Annotated in this window: 20 protein-coding genes and 1 tRNA gene; 12 read left to right on the top strand and 9 right to left on the bottom strand. The window is 63.3% G+C overall.

The genetic code is table 11. From position 1 onward, the window contains the following. Positions 1 to 48: 48 nt before the first annotated feature. On the top strand, positions 49 to 393 hold the full coding sequence (locus AC1DX6_RS19025) for a VOC family protein (protein WP_477316048.1): 345 nt from the start codon (positions 49 to 51) through the stop codon (positions 391 to 393). A 123-nt stretch (positions 394 to 516) separates the two neighbouring features. Continuing rightward, a tRNA-Gln gene (locus AC1DX6_RS19020) sits at positions 517 to 591 on the top strand. 125 nt (positions 592 to 716) lie between these two features. On the opposite strand, the gene AC1DX6_RS19015 is transcribed toward AC1DX6_RS19020, so the two are convergent. The 6 genes from AC1DX6_RS19015 to AC1DX6_RS18990 all read right to left on the bottom strand — a co-directional run bounded on the left by AC1DX6_RS19015 (position 717) and on the right by AC1DX6_RS18990 (position 8,442). Next, positions 717 to 1,007 (bottom strand): hypothetical protein, encoded by a 291-nt coding sequence (locus AC1DX6_RS19015; RefSeq protein WP_477316046.1) that lies wholly within the window; start codon positions 1,005 to 1,007, stop codon positions 717 to 719. A gap of 279 nt (positions 1,008 to 1,286) precedes the next feature. Beyond that, positions 1,287 to 1,625, bottom strand: a complete 339-nt coding sequence (locus AC1DX6_RS19010) for a hypothetical protein (RefSeq protein ID WP_477316044.1) — start codon at positions 1,623 to 1,625, stop codon at positions 1,287 to 1,289. 755 nt (positions 1,626 to 2,380) lie between these two features. Next, positions 2,381 to 3,355, bottom strand: coding sequence for an NAD-dependent epimerase/dehydratase family protein (locus AC1DX6_RS19005; protein WP_477316042.1), 975 nt, complete (start codon positions 3,353 to 3,355; stop codon positions 2,381 to 2,383). 184 nt (positions 3,356 to 3,539) lie between these two features. Further along, positions 3,540 to 6,998 (bottom strand): chromosome segregation protein SMC, encoded by a 3,459-nt coding sequence (gene smc / locus AC1DX6_RS19000; protein ID WP_477316040.1) that lies wholly within the window; start codon positions 6,996 to 6,998, stop codon positions 3,540 to 3,542. Positions 6,999 to 7,058: 60 nt separating this feature from the next. Further along, positions 7,059 to 7,811, bottom strand: coding sequence for a DsbA family protein (locus tag AC1DX6_RS18995; protein WP_477316038.1), 753 nt, complete (start codon positions 7,809 to 7,811; stop codon positions 7,059 to 7,061). Positions 7,812 to 7,944: 133 nt separating this feature from the next. Next, positions 7,945 to 8,442, bottom strand: coding sequence for a DUF721 domain-containing protein (locus AC1DX6_RS18990; RefSeq protein WP_477316036.1), 498 nt, complete (start codon positions 8,440 to 8,442; stop codon positions 7,945 to 7,947). A gap of 51 nt (positions 8,443 to 8,493) precedes the next feature. Here AC1DX6_RS18990 and mutY point away from each other — a divergent pair, with 51 nt between their 5' ends. Both mutY and AC1DX6_RS18980 read left to right on the top strand, forming a co-directional pair. Next, positions 8,494 to 9,624 carry an A/G-specific adenine glycosylase gene (mutY, locus tag AC1DX6_RS18985; RefSeq protein WP_477316034.1) on the top strand — a complete coding sequence of 377 codons (1,131 nt, stop codon included), beginning with the start codon at positions 8,494 to 8,496 and terminating at the stop codon, positions 9,622 to 9,624. Beyond that, the gene (locus AC1DX6_RS18980) at positions 9,621 to 10,232 is read left to right on the top strand and encodes an HAD family hydrolase (RefSeq protein WP_477316030.1); all 612 of its coding nucleotides are present in this window, start codon (positions 9,621 to 9,623) and stop codon (positions 10,230 to 10,232) included. Before mutY ends, AC1DX6_RS18980 begins: the two co-directional genes overlap by 4 nt. 25 nt (positions 10,233 to 10,257) lie before the next feature. Here AC1DX6_RS18980 and AC1DX6_RS18975 read toward each other — a convergent pair whose 3' ends face one another. Further along, complete coding sequence (locus tag AC1DX6_RS18975) at positions 10,258 to 11,391, bottom strand: DNA methyltransferase (RefSeq protein ID WP_477316028.1); 1,134 nt, start codon at positions 11,389 to 11,391, stop codon at positions 10,258 to 10,260. A gap of 196 nt (positions 11,392 to 11,587) precedes the next feature. Here AC1DX6_RS18975 and AC1DX6_RS18970 point away from each other — a divergent pair, with 196 nt between their 5' ends. Continuing rightward, on the top strand, positions 11,588 to 12,277 hold the full coding sequence (locus AC1DX6_RS18970) for an HAD family hydrolase (protein ID WP_477316026.1): 690 nt from the start codon (positions 11,588 to 11,590) through the stop codon (positions 12,275 to 12,277). A 35-nt stretch (positions 12,278 to 12,312) separates the two neighbouring features. On the opposite strand, the gene AC1DX6_RS18965 is transcribed toward AC1DX6_RS18970, so the two are convergent. Then, positions 12,313 to 13,083, bottom strand: a complete 771-nt coding sequence (locus AC1DX6_RS18965) for a hypothetical protein (protein ID WP_477316024.1) — start codon at positions 13,081 to 13,083, stop codon at positions 12,313 to 12,315. A gap of 128 nt (positions 13,084 to 13,211) precedes the next feature. On the opposite strand from AC1DX6_RS18965, the gene thrC reads away from it, so the two are divergent. From thrC to AC1DX6_RS18945, 4 genes are read left to right on the top strand one after another with little or no spacing between them, the layout of a single operon-like run. Further along, positions 13,212 to 14,609 (top strand): threonine synthase, encoded by a 1,398-nt coding sequence (gene thrC / locus AC1DX6_RS18960; RefSeq protein ID WP_477316022.1) that lies wholly within the window; start codon positions 13,212 to 13,214, stop codon positions 14,607 to 14,609. A 14-nt stretch (positions 14,610 to 14,623) separates the two neighbouring features. Further along, positions 14,624 to 15,916 (top strand): M16 family metallopeptidase, encoded by a 1,293-nt coding sequence (locus tag AC1DX6_RS18955; protein ID WP_477243579.1) that lies wholly within the window; start codon positions 14,624 to 14,626, stop codon positions 15,914 to 15,916. A gap of 15 nt (positions 15,917 to 15,931) precedes the next feature. Next, on the top strand, positions 15,932 to 16,528 hold the full coding sequence (locus AC1DX6_RS18950) for a GNAT family N-acetyltransferase (protein ID WP_477316020.1): 597 nt from the start codon (positions 15,932 to 15,934) through the stop codon (positions 16,526 to 16,528). 3 nt (positions 16,529 to 16,531) lie between these two features. Next, positions 16,532 to 19,420 (top strand): EAL domain-containing protein, encoded by a 2,889-nt coding sequence (locus tag AC1DX6_RS18945; protein WP_477316018.1) that lies wholly within the window; start codon positions 16,532 to 16,534, stop codon positions 19,418 to 19,420. A gap of 3 nt (positions 19,421 to 19,423) precedes the next feature. On the opposite strand, the gene AC1DX6_RS18940 is transcribed toward AC1DX6_RS18945, so the two are convergent. Next, a complete protein-coding gene (locus AC1DX6_RS18940) occupies positions 19,424 to 20,032 on the bottom strand; it encodes a YqgE/AlgH family protein (RefSeq protein ID WP_477243574.1) in 609 nt (202 codons plus the stop codon). A 149-nt stretch (positions 20,033 to 20,181) separates the two neighbouring features. Here AC1DX6_RS18940 and AC1DX6_RS18935 point away from each other — a divergent pair, with 149 nt between their 5' ends. From AC1DX6_RS18935 to AC1DX6_RS18925, 3 genes are all read left to right on the top strand, one after another. Then, the gene (locus AC1DX6_RS18935) at positions 20,182 to 20,988 is read left to right on the top strand and encodes a protein-disulfide reductase DsbD domain-containing protein (protein WP_477316016.1); all 807 of its coding nucleotides are present in this window, start codon (positions 20,182 to 20,184) and stop codon (positions 20,986 to 20,988) included. A gap of 86 nt (positions 20,989 to 21,074) precedes the next feature. Beyond that, complete coding sequence (locus tag AC1DX6_RS18930; RefSeq protein WP_477316014.1) at positions 21,075 to 21,551, top strand: redoxin family protein; 477 nt, start codon at positions 21,075 to 21,077, stop codon at positions 21,549 to 21,551. 10 nt (positions 21,552 to 21,561) lie between these two features. Next, entirely contained in the window at positions 21,562 to 22,038 is a 477-nt protein-coding gene (locus AC1DX6_RS18925) for a DUF2938 domain-containing protein (RefSeq protein ID WP_477316012.1), read from the top strand. Positions 22,039 to 22,044: the final 6 nt, after the last annotated feature.

Below are 22,044 nucleotides of genomic sequence, written 5' to 3'. Positions count from 1 at the left end.
GCAGGCAACGGAATAGAACATAACAAGAACATTGTATGGAGTGATGTCATGAAACTGACCGGAAAGCTCGATTATCTCGAATTGCCGGCCACCGGCGGCACGCTGGACAGGTTGAAAGCTTTCTACAGCGCCGCCTTCTCCTGGTCGTTCACCGATTATGGACCAACCTATTCGGCCTTTGCCGAAGGTCTCGACGGCGGTTTTCAGGCCGATGCCGCGGAAGCGCCCGCCAAACCGGTGCCGGTGCTCTATTCCCAGGATCTGGAAGAAACGGTGAGCGCCGTCGAAAGCGCCGGCGGCACCATCGTCAAGCCGATCTTTTCATTTCCTGGCGGCCGGCGGTTCCATTTCGTCGACCCGGCCGGCAATGAAATGGCGGTCTGGGGCGAGTAGAACGCCCCCTTGACCGGGCCGAGCCGACCGCGAAATCAGGCGGCCAAAAACCGCCCTCCATTGCCATTGTGCTTTTTGGCTGCTCTGCTAATAACGCGCCGCGCAAGCGACTCTTATGGCTATTGGGGCGTCGCCAAGTGGTAAGGCATCGGTTTTTGGTACCGACATTCCCAGGTTCGAATCCTGGCGCCCCAGCCAATCCCGTATGCCCTTTGAAATCCATGATTTACTGACGCCATGAATGGCTGCGTCAGGGCTATCTGACTCATTTCTAGCAGCGCGCGACCCGACTCCATCCGCAGAGCCGGGTCGTGCGAAGAGGATCAGTAATCGCTGTCTTCCCGGATGACGATGGGATGATGCCGATGATGGCGACGTTCGATCGAGCCGGTCACGATAACAGTATCCGGGCGGTGATGGCGGCGGCCGTGGTCGTAGAAGGCAACCGTGCCGTGTCTACGGTGATGAAGGCGTTGACCTTGGTCATTGATGATCTTGACGTTGTTGTGATGGTGCCGATGGTGGGTTGTGATGATTATGTCAGCTTCGGCTGCCGAAGCTATCGCCGGCATAGCCATGAACAGCGCCAAAGCGCTCACGATCATTGTTTTCATTGCAATATCTCCATCTGCTAATTATCCCTTCGCGGGGATAACCTCGTCCCATCCCTTTGGTTCCGACTGGCGTCGTCAGTTCACGCGGCGCGATCAGTGACGGCCGCTCCCGCGCAACGAGGCATGTGTCGAAAGAGGGAAATTACGACACGAGGTCTGTGTCTTGCTGGCAACTTCCGGTGAAGACACGCCCTTCAAAGTGAAGCATCTGTCTTGCGAGGAAGACCGTCCGTACGTCCTCTAAGGATTTCCGAGAGGACGACCAATCACTCAGATCCCCTAGATGAGTGCGAGGTAGACCACCGGTGCCAAGATCAGGAAAATAGCCATTCCGATAACCACTGCGATTGCCTGGCGCTCTGTTCGCCTGACAATGTCAGCGACCTTGTCATCGTCAGCCGACGATATGAGGTCAATGGCCGAAGAAACTTCCGGAGTTCGACCATCGTTGTCGTTTGCGGGTCGGGTTGCGCCGTCATGCACTGGTCTCTGGACAAAGGTCACCGTTAGCCTCGCTGTCGAAAACGCCCCGCCGTCTGGCGGTGCCAATAAAATCGGGTGCCCGCCGGTCTCTGCAGAATGGCGGGCACCCGACTGACCGCCGATGAAGGGACTCATGCTCGGCAGTCCGGCTCCAATGTATTGGGAGGGCATAGGTTGCCAGCCTTCAGACCAATGGCTGTGATGCCAGGGCTTCAGTCGTACCCTGTTCGGACCTTAGTCCGCCGGCCGACGAAAGGCGTGGGCGAGCCATTCTTTCGACAGCAGAAAATTTGGGAACATTAGTCGGCTCTAACGGTTCATTCCCAGCAACAGATTTTTGGGAGAGATATCATGAACAGCATAATTTGGCTCGTCGGAGCGGTCGTCATCGTGGTTGCGATACTGAGCTTCCTTGGCCTCCGATAAACGCGGCCTCTGTGGGAATCGGCAAGTGTGGGTTGGGGCGCCATGCGTCCCATAGTATTCAACTCCAACGTTGCGCGTTGACGCAGATGGAGACGTTCAGACATGGATGCCGCAGCCGCAGCAGTGATGATCTTGCTTTCGTGCAGCCCGGGACCTGCTTCGGTATGCCAGCCGATCCATACGGCGCCCACAGTCTATTCTTCGGTTGAAGAGTGCCGATCGTCACTGATGAATCGTCTTTCGACATCTGCCGACGAGGATGTCGTCGGCCGGTGCAGAAAGGTTGATCCGTCGGTGACGGGGTCATTGCCGGCCGGCCATACGGTGGTGATCGTAACACGCGGCGTGGGAAGCGATGCCGCTGCGACTTACGTCGTGCCGCGTGCGGCTGATCACTGTCGTGCCGCGTGCGGCTGATCACTAGCGAAACGGAGGTTCGCGCAAGCAGCAGCCATCACATGTGCTTATCCCGCCGTCCATTCCGACCGGTACCAGTCGACAAATTTCTTCAACCCGTCTTCGATCGAGACGCTCGGCCTGAAGCCGAAATCGCGTTCCAGCGCGGTCATGTCGGCAAAGGTGCGCTCGACATCGCTGTCCTGCATCGGTTCATATTGGCGGATCGCCTTTACATCGAGCAGCCTTTCCAGCGTGTCGATGAAGTCGGCGAGCCGCACCGGGCTGTTGTTGCCGACATTGTAGAGCCGGCTCGGCGGAACCTCGGTCACAGGAGGCTTGTCGAGCACGGCAACCACCGCTCGCACCACATCGTCGACATAGGTGAAATCGCGCCACATCTCGCCATCGTTGAACACCCGGATCGGCTTGCCTTCGAGCATCGCCTTGGTGAACATCCAATAGGCCATGTCGGGCCGGCCCCAGGGACCGTAGACGGTGAAAAACCGCAGGCCGGTCTGCGGCACGCCGAACAGATGAGCGTAGGTATGGCTCATCAGTTCATCGGCCTTCTTGGTCGCGGCGTAGAGCGAAACAGGGTGATCGACCTGATCTGTCTCCGAGAACGGCACCTTGGTGTTGCCGCCATAGACCGAGCTCGACGAGGCGTAGACCAGATGCTCGAAGCCGACTGTTGCGCGGCAGTATTCGAGCACTTCGAGATGGCCGACGACATTGGAGCGGACATAGAGCCGGGGATTGTCGAGCGAATGACGCACCCCTGCCTGCGCCGCCAGATGGATAACTTTGGTGATGCCCTGTCCGGCCAAGGCCATGCTCAGCGCGCCCTGTTCGGCGATGTCGAGCTGATGGAACGAGAAGCCCCTTTTGGGCTGAAGACGGGCGAGCCGCCCCTGCTTCAGCGCCAAATCGTAATAGTCGTTCATGTTGTCGACGCCGACGACCGCTTCTCCCCTGTCGAGGAGGTGATGGCAGACATGGCTTCCGATGAACCCCGCGGCTCCGGTGACGAGTACAGGCAACAGGGTTCTCCAAGCGCATAGCCAAGCCATTCCTAGGGGATTGGCCGTTTTCTGTTGGTGCTATAGTCGAAAGCCTGAATTGAGGCCACTGCCGGCCAAATCAATAGAGCATGATGTCTGGACAAACGGTGCCCGTTTTGTCCGAGAAAACCACTTCACACTTTTCGGCATCATGCTTTGCGCGTCAGCTCGCCTCGCGCATCGCCTCGGCCGCCTGCAGGTCGACCGACACCAGCTGGCTGACACCTTGCTCGGCCATGGTCACGCCGAACAGCCGGTTCATGCGCGCCATGGTGATGGGATTGTGGGTGATGATGACGAAGCGCGTCTCGGTGGTGGCGGCCATTTCGTCCATCAGATTGCAGAAGCGCTCGACATTGTGGTCGTCGAGCGGCGCGTCGACTTCGTCGAGCACGCAGATCGGCGCCGGATTGGTCAGGAACACGGCAAAGATCAGCGACATCGCCGTCAGTGCCTGCTCGCCACCGGACAGCAGCGTCATGGTCTGCGGCTTCTTGCCGGGCGGGCGGGCGAGGATTTCGAGGCCGGCCTCCAAGGGATCGTCGGATTCGATCAGCTGCAGTTCCGCCGTGCCGCCGCCGAACAGATGCGAGAACAGCCGCTGGAAATGGCCGTTGACGACGTCGAAGGCGGCCAGAAGCCGCTCGCGGCCTTCGCGGTTCAGGCTCTGGATCGCTTGCCTGAGCTTGCGGATGGCCTCGATGATATCCTCACGCTCGGAAACGATGGTCTCCAACCGGTCGGACAGTTCCTTCTGCTCTTCCTCGGCGCGCAGATTGACGGCACCGAGCCGCTCGCGCTCGATCTTCAGCCGGTCGAGCTGGCGCTCGATCTCGGCCATTTCCGGCATCGGGCTGTCGACTTCCAGCCCGGTATGGCGAATGACCAGATGCGGCGGCGTGTTCAGTGTTTCCTGGATGCGCGCCTCGACCTCCAGCCGGCGCTCGTCGGCGGCGGTCAGCCGCTCTTCGGCGCGAACGCGGGTTTCGCGGGCCTCGGCCAGCGACTGGATGGCGCCGGTAGCGGCCTTGTCCAATTCGGACTGGCGGTTTTCTGCTTCCTGCAGGCGGTCGGCCGCTGTCTGGCGCAGGCTTTCCGCCTCGGCAAGCTGCGAGAGCAAAGCGCGCCGCCTGGCATCGATCTCGTCGGGCGCGTCGGCCAGCCTTTCGCGCTCGGCCTCGGCCTCGGCCTTGCGTTCGCCAAGCGAGGCGATCTGGGTGGAAGCGTTTTCGGCCCGCTGCAGCCAGTTGCTGCGCTCGGCGCCGATGGCGTCGAGGCGACGCACGCGTGCCTCGGCTTCACGGCGCAGGCCCTCATGGACGGCGCGGGCGTCGGCCAAGGTGGCGCGGTCCCTGCCGACATTGGCGGCGGACTGTTCGAGCTGCAATTGCAGGTCGCCGAGATCGGGCGCGTCCTGCAGCAGCATTTCGGCTTCGGCAAAGGCGGCAGCCGTCTCTTCATGGCTGTCGACGACGCGCGCACGCGCTTCGTCCAAAGCGGCGCGCCGGCTTGCCAGCTCACCGCCGGCCTTTTCGGCCTCGGCCAGCGCGTTGCGGGCGGCGTCCAGGCCATGCTGGGCATCGCGGCCGGCCTGGCGGGCATTACGTTCGGCTTCGCTCGCCTGGCGCAGCGCCTGTTCGGCCTGAGCAAGGGCGGCTTCCGCCTCGCGCACGATCTGTGTTGCCTGCACCGCCTCGGCATCGAGCTCGGCCAATCGGTTTTTCTGCGCCAGCCGCTGCGCTGCCGCCGTCGGTGCGTCAGCGCTTGCCGTCAGACCGTCCCAGCGCCAAAGCGCACCGTCGCGGCTGACCAGCCGCTGGCCGGGTGCTAGCAGCGCCTGCAGGCGGCGGCCATCGGCGGCGTCGACAATGCCGATCTGCGCCAGCCTGCGGGCAAGCTGCGAAGGCGCGCTGACCACGCTAGCAAGGCTCTTGATGCCTGCAGGCAAAGCCGCATCGCCCGGCTGAACCTGGCTTTCGCCCCAATGCACCGGCGCGCTGCGGTCGAGCGGCACGTCAAGGTCTTCGCCGAGCGCCGCACCAAGGGCTGTTTCATAGCCGCGCTCGACGCTGAGCTGTTCCAGCACTGATGGGAAAAGATCGCCGCTGGCGGCATTCAAGATCTTGGTCAGCGTGCGGGCTTCAGTCTCGATCCCGGCGAGTTCTGACCGGGCGTCCTGCAGCGGCGGACGGGCGGCGCTTTCCGCCGCGCGCGCCTCAATGACCGCCTGTTCGGCCGATATCGCGCCGGCTTCGCTTTCCTCCAGTCGGGCGAGCGCATCCTCGACCAAAGCACGCTTCTCGGCGGGGTCGGGCAGGCCGGCAACCTTGGAGACGATCTCGGACAATTCGCGGTCGACATCGGCCAGTTGGCGGGCAAAGCGGTCGCGACGCTCGGCGGTGTCGCGCAGCGTGCGTTCGATCTGGTTGCGCGAGGCGGCGGCCTCCGCCCGTTCGGCGGTCAGCGCGGCGAGTTTTGCTTCACTCTGGGCGAGTGTCGCACCAGCCTGCTCGAAGGCCGCGCGCGTGGTGGCCTCGCGCTCGGCGGCGCCGGCATTTTCGGAATTGAGTGTGGCTTCTTCCGTGCGCAGGCGCTCGAGAATATCCGCATTGTCGCGGACCATGCGTTCCTCACGGGCGATGTCGCCGTCGAGCTGCTGCAGTCGGCGGTCGAGTTCGGCCTGGCGGGCGCGGATGCGGCCGGCTTCCTCCTCGATCTGCGCCTTGGCGATCGACAGCCGCTGGAAGGCGGCAGCGGCGGCGGCTTCGGCGTCGCGCAAATCCGGCAGCCGGTGCGCGCCGATGCCTTGCTCCTTGGCGGCATTCATCTGCGATGCGGCGCGGTCGCCGACCAAAGCGGTGGCGACGGCCAGCGCCGAGCGTGCCTCGCCTTCCTGCGTCTTGGCCAGCGTCCAGCGCAGATGCAGCAGTGTGGCTTCCGCCTTGCGGATGTCGGCCGACAGGTTCTTGAAGCGTGAGGCCTGGCGCGCCTGGCGCTTCAGGCTTTCGATCTGGCTTTCCAGCTCGCCGACAACGTCGTCCAGCCGTTCGAGATTCTGTTCGGCCGCCTTCAGCCGCAGTTCGGCTTCATGGCGGCGTGTGTGCAGGCCGGAAATACCGGCGGCTTCTTCCAGCAGCGCACGGCGCGCCTGCGGCTTGGCCTGGATCAGTTCGCCGATGCGGCCCTGGCCGACCATCGACGGCGAGCGCGCGCCGGTCGACTGGTCGGCGAACAGCAGCTGCACGTCCTTGGCACGGGCTTCCTTGCCGTTGATGCGGTAGAGCGAGCCGGCCTCGCGCTCGATGCGGCGCGACACCTGCAATTCATCGGCATCGTTGAAGGCGGAGGGCGCCGTGCGGTCGCTGTTGTCGAGGAACAGCGTGACTTCGGCGGTGTTGCGGGCCGGACGTGTTCCCGAACCGGAAAAGATGACGTCGTCCATGCCGGACGCGCGCATGTTCTTGTAGGAGCTTTCGCCCATCACCCAGCGCAGCGCCTCGACCAGGTTCGACTTGCCACAGCCATTGGGCCCGACAATGCCCGTCAGCCCGCGCTCGATGACGAACTCGCCGGGTTCGACGAAGGACTTAAAACCGAGGAGGCGAAGGCGCGAAAACTTCATTCGCGCCGCCCCATAGAAACAGGCACGCCGAAGCGCAGGCGCCTCGGTGCTGCCGGGACGTCAGAGCAGAGGGTCGAGGATGGCCGACATTTCCTCAATCGACATCGCCCCTTTGTAGGTCTTTCCATTGATGAAGAAGGTCGGCGTCGAGTCGACCTTGAATTCGTCGGCGCCGCGTTTCTGGACCGATCTCACATCGTCCAGAAGTTTCTGGTCCGTCAAGCAGGCCTCGAAGGACTCCTGTGTAAAACCGGCAAGCTTCGAGATCTGCAGCAGCGCGTCCTTGGTGTTGTTGACGCCCACCCAGTTCGGCTGCTGCTTGAACAGCACGTCCACCATCGGGAAATAGTTGTCCTTGGCGCAGCGCGCCAGCATGAAACCGGCCTCGGCGCTGGGATCGAACGGGAATTCGCGCAGGATGTAGCGAGCCTTGCCGGTGTCGATGTATTTCGTCTTCAACTCAGGGAAGGTGGTCGCGGCAAAATGCGCGCAATGCGGGCAAGTCATCGAGGCATATTCGACGATGGTGATCTTGGCGTCGTCCTTGCCCAACTGCTTGTCGGGCAGCGCACCCGGCTTCAGCAATGTCGCCATATCCACCGCGCCCGTGGATTCCGGCGCCTTCACGGCGGCCGGCGTGGCCGGATTTGCAGGGGCCGCAGGTGTTGCCGGGGCCGCGGGCTTTACATCCGCCGCCTTGGCTTCCTCGCCGGAATCGCTGCAGGCAGCGAGCAGAGCCACCACCGGGACGGCGGCCAGCGACGACAGGATTGTTCTGCGAGACAAGCTTTTGTCAAACGGGGGACGGTTCATGCGAATCACCTGACTATGGTTGGATTTTGCAATGCAAAGGCTAGAAAAGGCGAGAGTTGGCGCGAATTAAGGCATCGCCGTCCCCATTCCAATCGCCAAACTTGATGCGCATGATCACGAATGCGCGAGATTGTCACTTCTTTTCGCCAAGAATGGTGGCGCCGAGCCGCTCCAGCGAGGCGCGCAAACCGTCGTCCTCGATCAGCCCGACGGTATCAGACAGCTTTGTTTTCTCGGCCGCACTCAGCGGCCGGAAGCTTGGTTTGGGTCGGCCCCTGTCCTTCGTCACCGGCTTCTGCACAATCCTGATACGGCCAACGGCGTTGAAGCCGAGGAAAGCATTGACCCGGTTGATGATCTCGCCGGTCTCGTGCTGCAGATGCAGTGCCGCCATGCCCTCGCAAGCGATGACCAGCACCGCCGGCTCGAACGGATCATCCTCATGCATACGGCGCGGCCACTGGATCTTTTCAGGGCGCGAATGGCCGGCAAGCCTGGGCCCGGCGATCTCTTCCCAGGACTGGACCAGCCCGATCGAAATGCCGGCTCGCTTGCGCAGCACCGGATCGAGGATCGCGGTCGCCAGATCGCTCACCGGAACGGGATTGCCGTAGGGCCTTTTCCCTGCCATGTGCGTTCTCCAGCCACGCCCCTCACCAAGCTTAGGGCCAGTTCTCGATCAATGGCACTGCACGACCAGACCCGCAAGGCTGCATCACCGGATGATGGCGCCATCGCGTCCCGGCTCCTCGCCTGGTACGATGTGCATCACCGCGAATTGCCGTGGCGTATCACGCCCAGCGAGCATGCAGGCGGGGCACGGCCCGACCCCTACCGCATCTGGCTTTCCGAAGTCATGCTGCAGCAGACCACGGTCGAAGCGGTAAAGGCCTATTTCCGCGCCTTTGTCGCGAAATGGGCCGATGTAAACGCCCTTGCGGCGGCTGAGACCGAAGACGTCATGAAGGCTTGGGCCGGGCTCGGCTACTATTCCCGGGCGCGCAATCTCAAGGCCTGCGCCGATCTCGTGGCACTCCGAGGCGGCCGATTTCCAGACACCGAAGCCGGGCTGCGGGAACTGCCAGGCATCGGCGCCTACACGGCGGCGGCGATCGCGGCGATCGCCTTCGACCATCCTGCCGCGGTCGTCGACGGCAATGTCGAGCGCGTCATTTCCAGGCTGTTTTCGATCGCCACGCCACTGAGCGAGGCCAAGGCCGAAATACGCGCCCATGTCGAACGCATGGTTCCCCCGACAAGACCGGGCGATTTTGCCCAGGCGATGATGGATTTGGGTGCGGCGATCTGCACGCCGCGGCGGCCGCGCTGCATGCTTTGCCCGTTGCGCGAGGATTGCAGCGCGACTGTCTCGGGCGATCCCGAGCACTTCCCGGTGCGCTTGCCGAAGGCCGATAAACCCTTGCGGCGCGGCGCCGCTTTCGTCGCGGTGAGAGCCGACGGCGCCATTCTTTTGCGCAAGCGCCAGGACAAAGGCCTGCTTGGCGGCATGACCGAGGTGCCGACGACCGGCTGGACCGCGCGGATCGACGGTGCAACCACCGACGCAGCCGCCCCCTTCCCCGCCAATTGGCGGCGTGCCGGCCAGATCGCTCATGTCTTCACCCATTTCGCGCTTGAGCTCGAGGTTTTTCGTGCCGAGGCGAGCGGCGCCGCGCCAGTGGGGCATTTCTGGTCGCTGGCCCATGAAATTTCCGGGGAAGCGCTGCCAACTGTCATGAAAAAGGCAATTGAAGCAGCGATACCCGGCGCGACGAAAAAGCCGTCGCCACACAGTGCAAAGAGGCCTGCATGACTGAAGTCCGCCATATCGTTTTCGACATCGGCCGCGTGCTGATCCACTATGATCCGAACATTCCGTTCAGCCGCCTCATTCCCGATGCCGACGAGCGCAAGTGGTTCTTCGACAATGTCTGCACGCATGACTGGAACATCGAACAGGACCGTGGCCGCAAATGGCAAGAGGCTGAGGCGCTATTGATCGCCGAGCATCCCGATCACGCTGAAAACATTCGCAATTTCCGCCGCCACTGGCACGAAATGGTGCCGCATGCCTATGACGACAGCGTCGCCATCATGGTCGGCCTGATCGAGACCGGCCACGATGTGACGATGCTGACCAACTTTGCCGCTGACACGCTGGCCGAGGCGAGGCTGCGCTTCGACTTTCTCGACCGCCCGCGCGGGGTGACGGTGTCAGGCGACATCGGCCAGATCAAGCCGGACCGCGCCATCTACGATCATCACGTCGCCGCGTTCGGCCTCGAACCCGCGGCCACTTTGTTCATCGACGACAGCCAGAAGAACGTTGACGGCGCCAAGGCGGCCGGCTGGCAGGCGGTGCTGTTCACCGACGCCAAAACGCTCGAGGCGGACCTCGAGCGTCGGGGGATCAAAGTCTGATTTGAGACGCTCGCGGAGGGCCCGATCAGGCCCCTGCCCGCTCCATGCCGAGCCGCGCGATGCGGCGCAGCTCGTCGATCGGGGTCAGGCCGCCCGAGCGCTCATAGTGCCAGAAGGTCCAGCCGTTGCAGGCATCCAGCCCCTGCACCTCGGCGCCGATCTTGTGGATCGAGCCGGCGCTGTCGCCGATCGCCACCGTGCCGTCGGCGCGCACCTTGGCGGCCCAGCGCTTCTTGGCATCGTAGAGCGTGGCGCCGGGCTGCATCAGCCCGGTGTCGAGAAGACTGACAAAGGCGACGCGCGGTTCGGCGCGCTTGCCGGTTAGCACCGTCAGGTCGGCCTCGTCCAGCGGCCGCACCGCATCGATGCGCTCATTGGCGGCGTCGATATAGGCCTGCTCGCGCTCGATGCCGACGAAATGGCGGCCGAGGCGCTTGGCCACCGCGCCGGTGGTGCCGGAACCGAAGAAGGGATCGAGCACGATATCGCCGGGCTTGGTCGAGGCCATCATGATGCGGGCGAGCAGCGCTTCCGGCTTCTGCGTCGGATGCAATTTGTCGCCATTGTCGTTCTTCAACCGTTCGCCGCCGGTGCAGATCGGAAACAGCCAGTCGGACCGCATCTGAATGTCGTCGTTCGATGCCTTCATCGCCTCGTAGTTGAAGGTGTAGCCCTTGCCCTTCTGGTCGCGCGAGGCCCAGATCATTGTCTCATGGGCGTTCTGGAAACGGCGGCCGCGGAAATTCGGCATCGGATTGGTCTTGCGCCAGACGACATCGTTGAGGATCCAGAAGCCGAGATCCTGCATCTTGGCGCCGACCCTGAAGATGTTGTGATAGGAGCCGATGACCCAGATGGTGCCGTTGGGCTTGAGCACCCGGCGCGCCGCCAGCAGCCAGGCGCGGGTGAAGGCGTCATAGGCCTCGAAACTCTCGAACTGATCCCAGTCGTCGTCGACGGCATCGACCTTGGACTGGTCGGGCCGGTGCAGATCACCGTCGAGCTGCAGATTGTAAGGCGGATCGGCAAAGATCACGTCGATGGACTTTTCGGGCAGCCGGTCAAGTGCTGCCACGCAATCGCCCTTGAGGATCGTGTCCAGCCATTCGGATTGCTGGGGAGCGTGGGAAAGGTCGTCGAGAAGACGCACGGCAGACATTGATACACCCAAAGCACGCGTTACTGTTTACTCCCCGTTATGGTTACCGATCAGCGTAAATATTCAGTGAAGGGGATCGTTGCGACGATCGAAACCCTCGCAATTTGCGCAGCCCGGCCTGTTGGTGTATGCCGCGCCGCCTGAGCCTTACCTGGGTCCCCCCTAGGGCCCTTCCCCTCCCTTGTTGCGGATCACCATGCCCCAGCCTGACCTTGTCATCTTCGATTGCGACGGCGTGCTCGTCGATTCCGAAATCATCGCCGCGCGCATCGAAGCCGAGCTTTTGACCTCGGCCGGGTTTGAAATATCGGCCGAGGAACTCGCCGGAACCTATGCCGGGCTGACCTTCAAGGACATCATGATGCGGGTCGAGGCGAAGTCGGCGATCCCGTTCCAGGCCTCGCTGATCGACCGCGCCGAAGAACTGGTCGACCGCAAATTGCGCAGCGACGTCCGCGCCATAGACGGCGTGCGCGAGGCGGTCGCCGCGGTAACGGTGCCGCGCTGCATCTGTTCGAATTCGCGCTCCGAGCGGATCGAATTCATGCTGGAGAAGGTGCAATTGCTGCCGTTCTTCGCCGGCCGGATCTTTTCGGCGCTGGAAATACCGGGCAAGAAAACCAAACCGGCCCCCGACGTCTTCCTGCTTGCGGCGGAAAAGCTCAACGCCGATCCGGCCAACACCTTCGTCATCGAGGATTCCGTGCACGGCGTTGCCGGCGCCAGGGCGGCAGGCATGCGGGTGATCGGCTTTACCGGCGCATCGCACAGCTATCCCGGCCACGCCGACACGCTGACCGAGGCCGGCGCCGAAACCGTCATCCGGCGCTGGGCCGAGCTGAAAAGCGTGATTGCGGCCCTGTCGGAATGGTCGGCGGACGCCTGAGGAGCCGCGCGCCCAACCGGCGCGCGACACGAAATTTAGCCTCGTGGGATCAGGGTCGTGTTGTCGTCAGCAGGAGCAGCAGGAGGAGGAGCGGCTTTGACTTTCTTCCTGCCCGGCTTCTTCTTAGGCTTGTCCGTCACCGCTTTCGGGGTGACTTCGTCATAACCGGCAAAGGCCTGGTAGTCCTGCGCGGTGGGCTCAGGGACGACGACATTGGAATCCGTGAAGACGAACTGCGTGGCCGTCGAGGGGTCACTGACCTGGATCTGATACGGGTGGATCTGCGAGTAAAGAACCTCGGTGCCGTGCATGACGGCGACACGGATCGGCATGGTGATGGTGCCGGGGGCAAACATCGGTCCCGGCACGACCTTGCCGGCGACGGCAATCTTCATCGACAGCTGGCCGTTGGCGCGGCTGCAGTCGCGGGTCACATCGGTGATCGAGGCCTGGTAGATGATCTTCGTCGGATCCTTGTTTGGGTCAACGATGGTCCCGTCCGGTGCCGGCTGGGCGGCTTGCGCATCCGCAGCGGCAGCGTCGGCTTTCTTCTTCGGCTTCTGGCTACCCTTGCCATAGGTGTTGAAGAAGGCCGTACCGTCGCGCAACGTCACTTTCGGGCAGTAGGCTTGCAGCTGGCTGGAGAGAACCTTGGGATCCTGCGGCGGAGGTGGCGTCGTGTCCTTCTTGCCGAAGCCGAGGTTGAGAACGCCATTGTCGCTCGATTGGCAGCCGGCGGCGGCAAGCATAAAGCCGGTGAGCGCCAGACCCGCGACAAAGCGGTTGTTTAACGAATAAAACGCCATGAAACTGCACTTCCCTCTCGCAAAGCTGGTGCCCTATATCAGCGGCGCGGCAAAAATGCGACTGAGCCGGAACAGAAATTAACCACCTTGCCGTGAACGAAACCGCGCGGCAGCAATGGAATGTGACGATGCAATATGTGAGTACCCGCGGGGAAGCGCCCGTGCTTGGATTTTCCGACGCGGTGCTGGCTGGACTGGCGCGTGATGGCGGACTTTACGTACCCGGCACCTGGCCGCAGTTCTCGGCCGCCGAAATCCGCGCCATGCGCGGCCTGGCCTATCCCGATCTCGCCATCCGCGTGCTGTCGCCGTTTCTCGGCGGCGAGATCGAGATGCCGGTGTTCGAGCGCCTCGTACGCGAAGCCTACGCAACCTTTCGTCATGATGCCGTCTGTCCGCTGGTGCAGACCGGCCCGAACATTTTTGTCCTGGAGCTCTTCCACGGCCCGACGCTGGCCTTCAAGGACGTGGCGATGCAGCTTCTGGCACGGCTGCTGGACCATGTGCTGGCCGAGCGCGACCAGCGCGCCACAATCGTCGGCGCCACATCGGGCGATACCGGCGGGGCGGCCATCGACGCCTTCGCCGGGCGCAACCGCACCGACATCTTCGTGCTTTTCCCGGATGGCCGCGTCTCGCCGGTGCAGCAGCGGCAGATGACGACGTCGGCTGCCGCAAACGTCCATGCGCTGGCGATCGAGGGCAATTTCGACGATTGCCAGGGCCTGTTGAAGGACATGTTCAACGATCACGGCTTTCGCGACCGAGTGGCGCTGTCCGGCGTCAATTCGATCAACTGGGCCCGCATCATGGCGCAGATCGTCTATTATTTCTCGTCGGCGCTGTCGCTCGGCTCTCCCGACCGGCCGGCCTCCTTCACCGTGCCGACCGGCAATTTCGGCGATATCTTCGCTGGCTACGCCGCCAAGCAGATGGGCCTGCCGATCGAGCGGCTGATCATCGCCACCAATGACAACGACATATTGGCGCGCACGCTTGCGACCGGCGAATACCGCATGAAAGGCGTGTTCCCGACCACGTCGCCATCGATGGACATCCAGGTCTCGTCGAATTTCGAGCGGCTGCTGTTCGAGGCCGCCGGCCGCGATGCGGCGACGGTGCGGCGTTATATGAACGGCCTCAAGCAATCCGGCGCCTTCACCATCGAAGATGGCGAGATCGCAAAGATCCGCGCCGAATTCGACGCCGGCCGCTCGACCATGGACGAAGTCGCCGCCACCATCCGCTCGACGCTTGGCGCCAGCAACTATCTGCTCGACCCGCACACGGCCGCAGCCATGCATGTTGCCGCCGGCAAGGCCGACGGCGCGGTGCCGATGGTGGTGCTGGGCACCGCCCATCCGGCCAAGTTCCCGGCCGCCGTCGAAGCCGCCTGCGGTGTATCGCCCGCCCTGCCCGCATGGCTAGGCGGGTTGATGACAGCGGAGGAAAAATACACGGTACTTCCATCCGACCTGAAAATGGTGGAAGATTATGTCGGCCGCCACACGCGGGCGGCGCGTTAGGGAGTACTAGCCATATGGGTGTTGAGGTAAGCCGTCTGTCGAACGGCCTGACAGTCGCCACCGAAACCCTTCCAAGTCTCGAATCCGTTGCCCTTGGTGCCTGGGTCAAGTCAGGCGCACGCAATGAGCGTGACGACGAGCACGGAATGGCCCATCTGCTCGAGCACATGGCGTTCAAGGGAACGAAGCGGCGAACCGCCTTCGAGATCGCCTCGGAAATCGAGGATGTCGGCGGCGAGATCAATGCCGCGACCAGCGTCGAGACCACCTCCTACTATGCCAGGGTGCTCTCCGACGACGTGCCGCTGGCGGTCGATATCCTCTCCGACATCCTGCAGGAGTCCGAGTTCGACCCGCAGGAGCTGGAACGCGAGCAGCATGTGATCCTGCAGGAGATCGGCGCCGCGCACGACACGCCCGACGACATCGTCTTCGACCGCTTCACCGAGACCGCCTTCCGCCACCAGACGATCGGCCGCTCCATCCTCGGCACACCGGAAACCGTCAAATCCTTCACGTCCAAGCAGTTGCACGACTTCATCGAGCGGCAATACGGCGCCGAGCGCATGGTGGTCGTCGCTGCCGGCGACATCAAGCACGACAACTTCGTGCGCGAGGTCGAGAAGCATCTCGGCGGCTTCCGCAGCAAGGCCGACAGCACGATGCCGCAATATGCGCAGTATGTCGGTGGCGATTTCCGCGAGGACCGCGACCTGATGGACGCACAGATCGTGCTCGGCTTCGAGGGCCGCGCTTATCATGTGCGCGATTTCTACGCCTCGCAGGTTCTGTCGATGATCCTTGGCGGCGGCATGTCGTCCAGGCTTTTCCAGGAAGTCCGCGAAAAACGCGGCCTGTGCTATTCGGTTTATGCCTTCCATTGGGGCTTTTCTGATACCGGCATATTCGGCGTCCACGCCGCGACCGGGCAGAGCGACATCGCCGAACTGGTGCCTGTCATCATCGACGAATTGCAGAAGGCCGGTGAAAACATCTTGCAGGAGGAACTCGACCGGGCACGCGCGCAATACCGCGCCGGGCTGATCATGTCCGCCGAAAGTCCGGCCAGCCGTGCCTCGCAGATCGCCCGGCAACTGCTTTTGTTCGGCCGGCCGATCGCCAAGGAGGAACTGATGGAGCGGCTGTCGGCGCTGACCATCGAGCGGCTGACCGACCTGTCTTCGCGGCTGTTTTCGACGAAGCCGACGCTTACCGCTGTCGGACCGGTTGGTACGCTTGCACCCTACGAGTCGATACTCGACTCGCTCTCGGGCACGCAGACCACGGCCCGCAAGCTCGCCGTCTAAATCAGTCCAGGCGTTGTGTTCGCGCTCCCTTTCTTTCGCCGTGATCTGCCGGCGCTGAAAGGCGACCACGTCACGCTGCGCGTGCCGTTCACCAACGACTATCGCGAGTGGTCGGCGCTGCGCGGCGAAAGCCGCGGCTTCCTCGAGCCGTGGGAGCCGCGCTGGACGCCTGACGAGCTCGATCGCACGGCATGGCGGCTTCGCATCAGCCGCTACCGCGAAGACTATGCGCAGGGAACGGCCATCGCCTTCTTCATCTTCGAGAAGAGCAGCGGCAAGCTGGCCGGCGGCATCACCCTCGGCAACATCCGCCACGGCGTCTCGCAAAGCGGCCATGTCGGCTACTGGATCGGCGAGCGCTTTGGCGGCCGCGGCCTGATGACCGATGCGGTCAAGGTGGTGTCGCGCTTCGCCTTCGATACGCTGAGGTTGCACCGGATCGAAGCTGCCTGTATTCCCGACAACGCCCGGTCGATCCGCGTGCTTGAAAAAGCCGGATTCCGGCGCGAAGGACTTCTTCGATCCTATCTCAGGATCAACGGCATCTGGCAGGACCACTACCTCTACGCCCGGATCGCGGACGATCCGCCGGGCGCTGGAACGAAGGGCTGATTTTTGACGAATATCCTGCGAAACAGGTCGCTGTTGGCCTTCGCCCTGGCGGCAATCGTCACGCTCTGCGCGGCGGCCTCGGCCTTCGCCGTCGAACCGATCAAGATTGCCCGCGACGACGTGGCGCTCGACCTCTCCGGAGCCGTCGAAATCTACCGCAACCAGGGCGAGAACTTCCAAGTCTCGACCGCGCCCGGGCCGGACGGCATCGTGCGGCGCATCGAGGTCGAGGCCAATGACGCACGCTCGACCGGCGACTGGGCGGTGTTCGCGCTGGCCAACACCACCGACCAGCAGCTCGACCGACTGATCGTCGCGCCGCATTTCCGGCTGGTGAATTCCGGTATCTTCTGGCCGGACCTCGGCTCGACCCGCATCGCCGCGATCACGCCGAGCGAAGGCTTCGCGCTCGACCGCCAGACCAGCCCCGACGCCGACGTGTTCCGGGTGACGCTGAACCCCGGAACGGTGATCACCTTCATTGCCGAACTCGCCTCCCCCAAGCTGCCGCAGGTCTATTTGTGGGATCCGGAAAAGTACAAGGACTCGGTCAATTCCTACACGCTGTTTCGCGGTATCGTCATCGGCATCGCCGGTCTGCTGGCGCTGTTCCTGACCATCCTTTTCGTCGTCAAGGGAACCTCGATGTTCCCGGCCACCGCTGCCCTTGCCTGGGCGGTTCTGGCCTATATCTGCGTCGATTTCGGCTTTCTAAACAAGATCATAGAGATATCGCCCGGAAATGAGCAGATGTGGCGGGCCGGCACCGAAGTGGCGCTGGCGGCGACCTTTGTGGTGTTCCTGTTTGCCTATCTCAACCTCAACCGATGGCACGGCCATTTCAGCTACGGCGCGCTGGTCTGGATCCTCGGACTGGTGCTGATCGCCGGCGTCGCCATCGTCGATCCGGCGGTTGCCGCCGGCATCGCACGGATTTCCTTCGCCGCCACCGCGCTGACCGGGCTTGGCCTGATCATCTTCCTCGGTATACGCGGCTATGACCGCGCTATCATGCTGGTGCCGAGCTGGGTCATGGTGCTGCTCTGGCTGTGCGGATCGTGGATGGCGATCACCGGCATGCTCGACAACGACATCGCGCAGCCGGCGCTGGGCGGCGGGCTGATCCTGATCATCCTGTTGATCGGCTTCACCGTCATGCAGCACGCCTTTGCCGGCGGCGCGCTGCATCAGGGCCTGTTCTCCGACCTCGAACGGCAGGCGCTGGCCGTTGCCGGCTCGGGCGACACGGTGTGGGACTGGGACGTGCTGCGCGACCGCGTCGTCACCAAGCCCGACGTCAGCATCCAGCTTGGCCTGGCGCCCAACAGCCTTGGCGGTGCCGCCCGCAACTGGCTGCCGGTGCTGCATGCCGACGACCGCGACACGTTCCGCACCACGCTCGACGTCGTGCTCGAACACCGGCGCGGCCGGGTGTCACAGAATTTCCGCCTGCGTGGCGCCGACGGCCACTATCACTGGTTTTCGCTGCGCGCCCGGCCGGTGATCGGCTCCGACGGCGAGGTGATTCGCTGCGTCGGCACCATGATCGACGTGACCGAGCAGAAGAAGTCCGAGGAAAGGCTTCTGCACGACGCCGTGCACGACAATCTGACCGGCCTGCCCAACCGCGAACTTTTGATGAACCGGCTGGAGGCGATCATCTCGATCGCCCGCACCGAAGAGAAGGTGCGGCCGACCGTCTTCGTCATCGACATCGACCGCTTCAAGCAGGTCAATGACGGGCTCGGCATCTCGGCCGGCGACACCATCCTTTTGACCATTGCGCGCCGTTTGCACCGGCTGCTCAAGCCCAAGGATTCGCTCTCGCGCTTTGCCGGCGACCAGTTCGCGCTGATGCTGCTGTCCGAACAGGATCCTGCCCGCATCGCCGGCGTTGCCGACGCCATCAAGCATGCGATCAACAACCCGATCACCTTCGCCAAGCGCGAGATCGTGCTGACCGCCTCGATCGGCCTGATCAGCTGGACCTCGGCGCAGACTTCGGCCGAGGACATGGTCAAGGACGCCGAGCTTGCCATGCACCAGGCCAAGCGGTTCGGCGGCGACCGCATCGAGCCGTTCCGGCCGGCCTTCCGCACCGTCGGCACCGACCGGCTGCAATTCGAGTCCGATCTGCGCCGCGCCATCGAGCGGCGCGAATTCACGCTCGCCTACCAGCCGATCGTGCGGCTGGAGGACGGCAGCACGGCCGGCTTCGAGGCGCTGTTGCGCTGGGACCACCCGCGCCGCGGCATGATCCCGCCGGGCGATTTCATTCCGGTCGCCGAGAGCTGCGGCCTGATAGTTCAGCTTGGCCTGTTCGCCATGCAGCAGGCGGCGGAAGACCTCGCCGGCTGGCAGAAACAGATCGGCGACACGCCGCTGTCGGTTTCGGTCAATCTGTCTAGCCGCCAACTCATCCGCCGTGACCTGGTCAGCGACGTGCGCTCGGTCATCGCGCGCGCCAATCTGAAACCGCGCTGCTTCCGCCTCGAGCTCACCGAATCGCTGGTGATGGACAATCCCGAGCAGACCTCGCATGTGCTGACCAAACTCAAGCAGCTCGGCATCGGCCTGTCGCTGGACGATTTCGGCACCGGCTATTCGTCGCTGGCCTATCTGACGCGTTTCCCCTTCGACACCATCAAGATCGACAAGAGCTTTGTCGACGACGCGACGCCGAAGCGCGCGGTGCTGCTCAAATCCATGGTCAACATGGCACATGAGCTGGGTCTGTCGGTGGTGGCCGAGGGCATCTCGGACGAAAGCGATGCGCTGGAGCTGCGCCAGATGGGCTGTGAGTACGTGCAGAGCTTCATGTTCGGCGCGCCAATGCCCGCCGACCAGGTGCTGAAGACGCTGAAAGAACAGTATCCGATGACGCAGGCCTAAGGGTCACGCGTGACCGGCAGCCAGGCTGAGATGCGCCAGATCGATGCCGATCGAGGCGAGGATGCGGTCGTATTTGCGCTCGATATCGGTATCGAACAAAAGCTCGGCATTTGCCGGGCAGGTCAGCCAGCCATTCTCGGCGATCTCGGTTTCCAGTTGGCCGGCGCCCCAGCCTGAATAGCCAAGCGCCATCAGCGCATGCCGGGGACCGCGGCCCGACGAGATGGCACGCAATATGTCGACGGTCGCCGTCAGGCAGATATCGTCGGAGACGGTCAGCGACGATTCCACCCGGTAGTCGCCCGAATGCAGGACGAAGCCGCGGCTGCGGTCCACCGGGCCGCCATTGCGGACGACGAAATCGCGGGCCTGCGCCGGCAGGCGGATCGCCTCCTGCTCGTTCATGATGCCGAGCTGCACCAGGAGATCCGGAAACAGCATCTGCTGCGTCTGATTGATGATCAGGCCCATCGCGCCTTCGTCGCTGTGCGCGCAGATGTAGATGACGGAACGCGTGAAGCGGTCGTCCTTCATGCCGGGCATGGCAATCAGGAACTGGTCGTCGAGAAAGCCGCGCTGGGCCGCTGTCTTCTTGTGCCGCAACAAGTCCATGGACAGGAGCGTAACGCGTTTCCAAAGCGCCGAAAAGATGCGACACGCGCGATTCGGATTTGGCCGCCCTGCCGGAGGTCACGCAAATATGATACCGGCGATCCCATGAAGCCATTGCGCAGACACGAACGGACGCTCAAATCACCGCCATGCAACGCTTGAAGATCACGCTGCTCGCTGCTGTCATCGGATGCGGAACCGGCTTGCCCGCCGTTGCCTCCTCGTCGGCCTGGTACGACAGCGAAGGCGGCAAGGTGCGGCTGGTGACCAGCGGCAAACCCGACGAAGCCGGGCGCATCCATGGCGTGCTCGACATCGCGCTGAAGCCCGGCTGGAAGACCTATTGGCGCGATCCCGGCGACGCCGGCGTACCACCGCAGCTCGACATCTCGGCCAGCACCAACATTGCCGACGCTACGCTGTCGTTCCCGCCGCCGCAACGCCACGATGACGGCTATGGCAAATGGGCCGGCTACGACCATCCGGTTTCGTTGCCGGTGACGTTCACGCTGTCGGCGCCAAAAGAGGCGACCGTCATCGATGCCGATATTTTTCTCGGCATTTGCGAGACGATCTGCATTCCGGTGCAGACCAGGCTGAGCGTCGATCCGGCCTCCGATCCGGACAATGCCGAGGATGTGGCGCTGGTGGCGGCGGCGTTCGCAGCCCTGCCCGGTCAGGCAAAGCCCGATTTCGGCATCAATGTTCTGCCGGGCGACCATGAGACGCTGGTTGTCGAGGCGAGTTTTCCGGGCAATCCAGACGCTGCCGATTTCTTCGTCGCCGGCGAACGCGACTATATGTTCGGCGCCCCGGTGCGCAGCGAAAAGGACGGCAGGCTGGTGTTCACGGTGCCGATCCTCGACCGGCCGTCGACGACGCCGACGGATGGCGGCCTTCACTACACGCTGACAAGCGCCGAGGGTGCTGTCGAAGGACTCTTGCCTTTCCCTTGATCCAGACCTTCTGCGCGGTTGCGGGAAACGCTCGAGTTCGCTATCTCGAAGACCAAGTCCTTCCAGCTTTTCGAACGAGGAATTTCATGACGATTGCCGTTGGAGACAAACTGCCCGAAGCGACTTTCAAGGAAATGACCGCCGACGGCGCCAAGGTCATCACCAGCGCCGAAATTTTCTCCGGCAAGAAGGTCGTGCTGTTCGGCGTCCCCGGCGCTTTCACGCCGACCTGCAGCAACAACCATCTGCCTGGCTATCTCGAAAACCATGATGCCATCCTGGCGCGTGGCGTCGACACCATCGCCGTCGTCTCGGTCAATGATGTGCATGTCATGGGCGCCTGGGCGCGCTTTTCCGGTGGCGAAGGCAAGATCCTCTACCTCGCCGACGGCACCGGCGATTTCGCCAAGGCGATCGGCCTCGACTACATCAGCGCCGATATGGGGCTGCGTTCGAAGCGCTTCTCGATGATCGTCGACAACGGCAAGGTCACGGCGGTCAATGTCGAGACCAAGCCCGGCGTCGACGAGTCCGGTGCGGCCCACATTCTCGGGCAGCTCTAGGGATCAAACCATGGTCGATGGGCTTTGGCGCGCGATAGCGATCGGCATCGGCGCCACGGCGCTGATGGACATCTGGGCGATGTTCCTGCACCTGGCGTTCGCGCAGCCGCGGCCGAACTGGGGACCGGTGGGACGCTGGGTCTGGCATCTCAGGAGCAAGGTTTTTCACGACGACATCGGTGACGCCGCGCCTTACGCGCATGAATCGGCGCTGGGCTGGGCCTTCCACTATCTCGTCGGCATCGTCTACGGCATTATCCTGGTGGCGCTGGCCGGGTCGGCGTGGCTGGACGCGCCGACCTTCCTGCCCGCCTTCATCCTCGGCATGGTCACCGTCGGCGCCGGCTGGTTCCTGCTGGCACCCGGCATGGGCGCCGGCTGGGCCGCCTCGAAGCGTCCCAATCCGATGCAGGTCCGCGCGCTCAACCTGGTGTCGCACACGGTGTTTGCGCTCGGCCTCTACGGCACGGCCCTGCTGATCCGCTGAGGACAA

The sequence above is a fragment of the Mesorhizobium sp. P2_C4 genome (genome assembly GCF_056404575.1).
The sequence above is the reverse complement of the archived record's forward strand: the minus strand, read 5'-3'. Positions and strand labels throughout refer to the sequence as shown.